Source organism: Bifidobacterium stellenboschense (assembly GCF_000741785.1).
Lineage (GTDB): Bacteria > Actinomycetota > Actinomycetes > Actinomycetales > Bifidobacteriaceae > Bifidobacterium > Bifidobacterium stellenboschense.
Genome location: NZ_JGZP01000036.1, coordinates 1 through 6,737 on the forward strand (window position 1 = coordinate 1; position 6,737 = coordinate 6,737).

General features: G+C 66.2%; 5 protein-coding genes. All 5 read left to right on the forward strand.

The window, feature by feature from the left end; all coding sequences use genetic code 11:
- The coding region (locus BSTEL_RS11150; RefSeq protein WP_034530435.1) for a tyrosine-type recombinase/integrase at window positions 1–504 on the forward strand (504 nt) is incomplete at its 5' end.
- Window positions 505–811: 307 nt separating this feature from the next.
- A complete protein-coding gene (locus BSTEL_RS11155; RefSeq protein WP_034530436.1) occupies window positions 812–2,443 on the forward strand; it encodes a peptide ABC transporter substrate-binding protein in 1,632 nt (543 codons plus the stop codon).
- A gap of 228 nt (window positions 2,444–2,671) precedes the next feature.
- Complete coding sequence (locus BSTEL_RS11160) at window positions 2,672–3,598, forward strand: ABC transporter permease (protein ID WP_034530437.1); 927 nt, start codon at window positions 2,672–2,674, stop codon at window positions 3,596–3,598.
- 19 nt (window positions 3,599–3,617) lie between these two features.
- Window positions 3,618–4,586, forward strand: a complete 969-nt coding sequence (locus BSTEL_RS11165) for an ABC transporter permease (protein ID WP_034530438.1) — start codon at window positions 3,618–3,620, stop codon at window positions 4,584–4,586.
- A 19-nt stretch (window positions 4,587–4,605) separates the two neighbouring features.
- On the forward strand, window positions 4,606–6,621 hold the full coding sequence (locus tag BSTEL_RS11170) for a dipeptide ABC transporter ATP-binding protein (protein WP_034530439.1): 2,016 nt from the start codon (window positions 4,606–4,608) through the stop codon (window positions 6,619–6,621).
- Window positions 6,622–6,737 lie beyond the last annotated feature (116 nt).

The following is a 6,737-nucleotide window of genomic DNA, read 5'->3' on the forward strand; positions in this document are numbered from 1 at the left end:
CTGCGGCTGCGCGACGCGGCGGTGCTCGAACTGCTCTACGCCACCGGCATCCGCGTGGCCGAGCTCGTCGGCCTCGACGTGGCCGACGTGGACTTCTCCTCGCGCACCGTCAGGGTCACCGGCAAGGGGAACAGGCAGCGGGTCGTGCCGTTCGGCCTGCCCGCGCAGCGCGCGCTGCTGGCGTGGCTGGACGGGGGCAGGCCAGTGCTGCTGCACGGCGACGGGTCGTGCCGGGCGTTGTTCCTCGGTTCGCGCGGCGGCAGGCTCAACCAGCGCATCGCGCGCGACGTCGTGCACGAGGAGTCGCGCAGGGCAGGCGTGCCGGACATCTCGCCGCACGCGCTGCGGCACTCGGCGGCCACGCACCTGCTCGACGGCGGGGCGGACCTGCGCGAGGTGCAGGAGATGCTCGGCCACTCCTCGCTGAAGACCACGCAGCGGTACACGCACGTGTCCATCGAACAGCTCAAGTCGCGCTACGCGCAGGCGTTCCCCCGGGCGTAGCCCCGTGGCGCCCCGGCGCCGCATGCCGGGGAAGGGGAGCCACGGGTCCCGTGCGCCGGCGGAACCCGGTGATTGTCCGCAATATGAGATTTTCGGAAATCTTCACGAAAGCCATGGAAAACCGAAGCGTTTCCCCAGACTCCCGCAAGCCCATTCACCGAATATTCGCAAACAAGTAACATGGTGTCTCCAATCTGGGGCACAATGGGACGCGATCAGCAAAGGGGTTGGGCCGGCCGTAAGCCGCCCGCCCCTTTCGCTTGGGACGGACGCGAACCACGCGTCCGGATGACATAGGAGAAATCACATGAAGAAGAAAGCTCTGGCTATCGCCGCGGCCGTGTGCGCCGTCGCGACCATGCTGGGCGGCTGCGGTTCTTCCAGCAGCTCCAGCAGCTCCGCTTCGAGCAACATCATCACCGCGTACGCTTCCGAGCCGCAGAACCCGCTGATCCCGGGCAACACCAACGAGACCGGCGGCGGCAAGCCGGGCGACCTGCTGTTCGCCCGCCTCGTCTCCTTCGACGCCAAGGGCAACGCCTCCAACGAAGTGGCCGAGTCCATCACCCCGAACGACGACGCCACCCAGTACACCATCAAGATCAAGGACGGCTGGAAGTTCACCGACGGCACCCCGGTGACCGCCGAGTCCTTCACCAAGGCCTGGAGCTACGTCGCCAACGCGAAGAACGCCCAGAAGTGCTCCTCCTTCTTCTCCACCATCAAGGGCTTCACCGATCTGCAGGACGCCAAGAACCTGAAGGGCGACGAGCAGCTCTCCGGCCTCAAGGTCGTCGACGACCACACCTTCACCGTGGACATGTCCCAGCCGGACGCCACCTTCCCGATCAAGGTCGGCTACCTGGCGTTCGCCCCGCTGCCGGAGTCCTTCTACAAGGACCCGAAGGCCTTCGGCGAGGCCCCGGTCGGCAACGGCCCGTACAAGTTCTCCAAGTGGGACCACAACAAGGAGATCGACCTCGTCAAGAACCCCGACTACAAGGGCAATGACGTGCCGAAGAACGACGGCGTGACCTTCAAGATCTACACCGACGACAAGGCCGCCTACGCCGACATCCAGGCCGGCAACCTCGACGTGATGGAGTCCGTCCCGGCCTCCGCCACCAAGACCTTCCAGAAGGATCCGAAGGTCCAGGCCTACAACAAGGCCGGCTCCGTGTCCCAGACCTTCACCATCCCGTCCAACCTCGAGCACTTCCAGACCAACACCGAGGAAGGCCAGCTGCGCCGCCAGGCCATCTCCATGGCCATCAACCGCGAGCAGCTGACGGACAAGGTCCTCGGCGGCATCGCCACCCCGGCCACCGAGTTCACCTCCCCGCTCACCCCGGGCTACTCCAGCTCCCTCAAGGGCGCCGACAACCTCAAGTTCAACGCCGCCAAGGCCAAGGAGCTGTGGGCCAAGGCCGACGCCATCTCCAAGTACGACGGCCAGCTGACCTTCGCCTACAACGCCGACGGCGGCGCCAAGCCGATCTACGATGCCATCGTCAACCAGCTCAAGAACAACCTGGGCATCGACGCGGCCACCAACCCGATGCCGACCTTCCAGGAGTTCCGCGATGCGGTCACCAACCGCCAGATCAAGGGTGCCTTCCGCACCGGCTGGCAGCCGGACTACCCGTCCGCCGAGAACTACCTGTTCCAGCTGTACGCCTCCGCCGCCGCCGACGGCAACGGCTCCAACGACGGCGACTACAAGAACGCCGAGTTCGACAAGCTGATGGACGAGGCCTACGCCGCCAAGTCCACCGAGGACGCCAACAAGATCTACCAGCAGGCCCAGGAGATCCTGCTCAACGACCTGCCGGCCATCCCGCTGTACTACAGCAACGCCAACGGCGTGGCCGCCACCACGGTCAAGGGCTTCGAGATGAACTGGCAGAACCTGCCGGTCTACGAGGAGCTGACCAAGTGAGCCTGACGCTCGCCTGATCCGGTCCCTCGCGATCGAGACCACAAGGGGCGGAACCCATCCGGGTTCCGCCCCTTTCGTTTCCCCGCGATTCATCGTTGTGAAACATTCGTGTCGGCCCGTGGGGTAAACTTACGGGGTACTGAGCGACCGGCCGGGCGCTTTGGCGCGCCCTCGACACGATGCCGCGCCGGGGCGGACGAGACCGGTCCGTGACACAAGGAGAAACCGATGGGCAAATATCTTCTGCGACGTATCCTGCAGATGATCCCCGTGGTTCTCGGTGCGACGCTGCTGGTCTATGCGCTCGTCTTCGCGCTGCCGGGTGATCCGGTCAAGGCGATGTTCGGCGACAAGCCGGTCAACGAAGCCGTCGCCGCCCAGATCCGCGCCGAATACAACCTCGACAAACCATTCATCATCCAGTACCTGCTGTTCCTGAAGAACGCGTTCACGCTGGACTTCGGCAACACGTTCGCCGGGCAGCCGGTCATCGACGAGATCGGACGCGCGTTCCCCGTCACCATCAAGCTGGCGGTCATGGCGTTCGTCTTCGAGGCGCTCTTCGGCGTGGTGCTCGGCATCGTCTCCGGCCTGAAGAAGGGCAAATGGTACGACTCGGTCATCCTGATCGTCTCCCTGCTGCTCATCTCCGTGCCGACGTTCGTCACCGGCTTCGTCGGCCAGTACTTCCTCGGCGTCAAGTGGAGCCTCATCCCCGTGACGGCCAGCGCGAACCCGACGTTCACCGAACTGCTCTTCCCGGCGATGGTGCTGGGATCGGTCTCGATGGCGTACATCATCCGTCTCACCCGTTCCGAGATCTCCTCGAACATCGCCCAGGACTACGTGCGCACCGCGCGTGCCAAGGGCATGTCGAACAAGGCGGTCATGGCGCGCCACGTGCTGCGCAACTCGCTCATCCCCGTCGTCACCTACCTCGGCCAGGATCTCGGCGCGCTCATGGGCGGCGCCATGATCACCGAGCAGATCTTCAACATCCACGGCGTCGGCTTCCTCACCTACCAGAGCATCCTCAAGGGCGAAGGCAACCTCGTCGTCTCCATCGTCACGCTGCTGCTGCTCGTGTTCGTGATCTGCAACCTGATCGTCGACCTGCTGTACGCGGCGCTCGACCCGCGCATCCGCTACGAGTGACGAGGGAGGAAAGGACATCATGACCGACGAAACCAAGACCCCCGCATACGAGCCGCTGCCCGGCCAGGAGCGCTACGTCGCCCCGATCGACGAGACGCCGCTCCAGGCCGTCGACAAGGTCGACGAATCCGCCCCCGCCACGAGCATGTGGGCCGACGCGTGGCGCACGCTGCGCAAGAACCCGCTGTTCATCGTCTCCGGCGTGCTCATCGTCATCATCGTCTTCGTCGCCCTGTTTCCGGGCGTCATCACGAAGATCGACCCGAACTACTGCGATCTCGACAACTCGCTCGAACCCGCCGAGGCCGGCCACCCGTTCGGCTACGACTTCCAGGGCTGCGACGTGTTCGCCCGCACCGTGTACGGCACCCGCACCTCGCTGTCCGTGGGCATCCTGACCACGCTCATCGTCGTCGCCATCGGCACGCTCATCGGCGCCGTCGCCGGCTTCTGCGGCGGCTGGGTCGACGCGCTGCTGAGCCGCATCATCGACATCTTCTACTCGATCCCGTTCCTGCTGGGCGCCATCGTCGTGCTGCAGATGTTCCGCACCTCCAGCTCCATCTGGAAGGTCGTGCTCGTGCTCGCCCTGTTCGGCTGGGTGTCCACGGCGCGTATCGCCCGCGGCTCGGTGATGGAGGCGAAGAACCTCGAGTTCAACACCGCGTCCACCGCGCTCGGCTCCACACCGATGAGGAACCTGTTCCGCCACATCATCCCGAACGCGCTCGCCCCGATCATCGTCATCGGCACCACGTCCCTCGGCTCCTACATCGTGTCCGAGGCGACGCTGAGCTTCCTCGGCGTCGGCCTGCCGACCACGACCGTCAGCTGGGGCGGCGACATCTCGCAGGCGCAGGTCAACCTGATGACCAACCCGATGGTGCTGTTCTACCCGTCCATGGCGCTGGCCATCACCGTGCTGAGCTTCATCATGATGGGCGACGCCGTCAAGGACGCCCTCGATCCGAAGAGCCGCACGGCCTGAGTGTGAGGTAGGAAGACAAATGGAAAACACGAACGATGCCAAGATCATCGAGATGCAGAAGGCCCACGGCCCGCTGCTCGAGGTGAAGAACCTCGCCATCGACTTCACCACCGACGACAAGCGCGCCGTGCACGCCGTGCGCAACGCGTCCTTCTCCGTCTACCCCGGCCAGTGGGTGGCCATCGTCGGCGAATCCGGCTCCGGCAAGTCCACGTCCGCCATGGCCGTGCTCGGCCTGCTGCCCGGCACCGGCCACGTGGTCGGCGGCTCCATCAAGCTCGACGGCCAGGAGCTCACGGGCCTGAAGCCCAAGGACTTCGACAAGCTGCGCGGCGACAAGATGGGCCTCGTCCCGCAGGACCCGATGAGCAACCTCAACCCGGTGTACCGCATCGGCACGCAGGTCAAGGAGGCGCTCACCGCCAACAACATGGACGTGGCGCACGAGAAGCGCTCCGCCCTCGCCAAGGCGCTGGCCGGCGAGGAGGCGGACGTCGAGCTCAAGGGCAACGACGACGAGACGTTCATCGGCTCCGCCGAACTGCCCGCCCTGCTCGACGCCGCCAAGGCCGCGCTGGCCGAGGCCGGAGTCGGCGATGAGGCGGCCGCCAAGTCCATGGACTACTTCAAGGGCGAGTGGGTGCCCGGCTCCGAGACCCGCTGGCGCGTCGCCGACGACCTCATCAAGGCCGGCGTGGGCGAGGACAAGGCCTGGGCCATCGCCAAGGCCCACGTCACCGGCTCCACCATGGACGACCGCATCGCGGGCCTGCTGAGCGAGGCCGGCCTGCCCGACGCGGCCACCCGCGCCCGCCAGTACCCGCACGAGTTCTCCGGCGGCATGCGCCAGCGCGCGCTCATCGCCATCGGCCTCGCCTGCCGACCCGATCTGCTCATCGCCGACGAGCCGACCTCCGCGCTCGATGTGACCGTGCAGAAGAAGATCCTCGACCACCTGCACATGCTCACCGACTCGCTCGGCACCGCCGTGCTGTTCATCACCCACGACCTGGGCCTCGCCGCCGAGCGCGCCCAGCACATCGTCGTGATGTACAAGGGGCAGGTCGTCGAATCCGGCCCGTCGCTCGAGGTGCTCCAGCACCCGCAGCACCCGTACACCAAGCGTCTGGTCGCGGCCGCCCCGTCGCTCGCCTCCCAGCGCATCATCTCCGCGCACGAGCGCGGCGAGGACGCGGACGCGCTGCTCGAACACCACGTCGTCGGCGAGGACAAGCTCGAGAAGAGCGAGAACGTCATCGTCGTCGACCACCTGACCAAGGAGTTCAAGCTCCCGCGCAGGAAGGAGATGTTCAAGGCCGTCGACGATGTGTCCTTCTCCGTCAAGCGCGGCTCCACGCTGGCCATCGTGGGCGAGTCCGGCTCGGGCAAGTCCACCGTGGCGAACATGGTGCTCAAGCTCCTGACGCCCACCAAGGGCAAGGCGCTCTACGAGGGCAAGGACATCGCCGCCCTCACGGGCAAGGAGCTCCTCGAGTTCCGCCGCCACGTGCAGCCGGTGTTCCAGAACCCGTACGGCTCGCTCGACCCGATGTACTCCATCTACCGTTCCATCGAGGAGCCGCTGCGCATCCACGGCATCGGCGACAAGACGAGCCGCGCCAAGCGCGTGCGCGAGCTGCTCGACATGGTCGAGCTGCCCGAGTCCGTGATGACCCGCTATCCGAACGAGCTGTCCGGCGGCCAGCGCCAGCGCATCGCCATCGCGCGAGCCATGGCCCTCAACCCGGACGTGATCGTGTGCGACGAGGCGGTCTCCGCCCTCGACGTGCTCGTGCAGGACCAGGTGCTGCGCCTGCTCAACGACCTGCAGGCCGAAAAGGGCCTGAGCTACCTGTTCATCACCCACGATCTGGCCGTCGTGCGCCAGATCGCCGACGAGGTCGTGGTGATGCAGCATGGACGTCTGGTCGAGCACGCCACCACCGACGAGGTGTTCGACCATCCGAAGATGCAGTACACCCGCGACCTGCTCGACGCCATCCCCGGCGGCAAGCTCCAGCTCGGCCTCGACTGAGCCGCCCCGCCTCTCCGGCCCCCGCCGGCAGAGGTTTGTCGTGGGATGTGTTCGCTCTGATGGTGCGCACCATATCCCGGCCCCCGCTGGCGGGGGCTGTCGGCGAAGCCGACTGG

Excerpts from the sequence above, each read along its gene's own strand:
- BSTEL_RS11155 (WP_034530436.1), top strand. The coding sequence starts at position 812 with ATGAAGAAGAAAGCTCTGGCTATCGCCGCGGCCGTGTGCGCCGTCGCG.
- BSTEL_RS11170 (WP_034530439.1), top strand. The coding sequence starts at position 4,606 with ATGGAAAACACGAACGATGCCAAGATCATCGAGATGCAGAAGGCCCAC.
- BSTEL_RS11165 (WP_034530438.1), top strand. The coding sequence starts at position 3,618 with ATGACCGACGAAACCAAGACCCCCGCATACGAGCCGCTGCCCGGCCAG.
- BSTEL_RS11160 (WP_034530437.1), top strand. The coding sequence starts at position 2,672 with ATGGGCAAATATCTTCTGCGACGTATCCTGCAGATGATCCCCGTGGTT.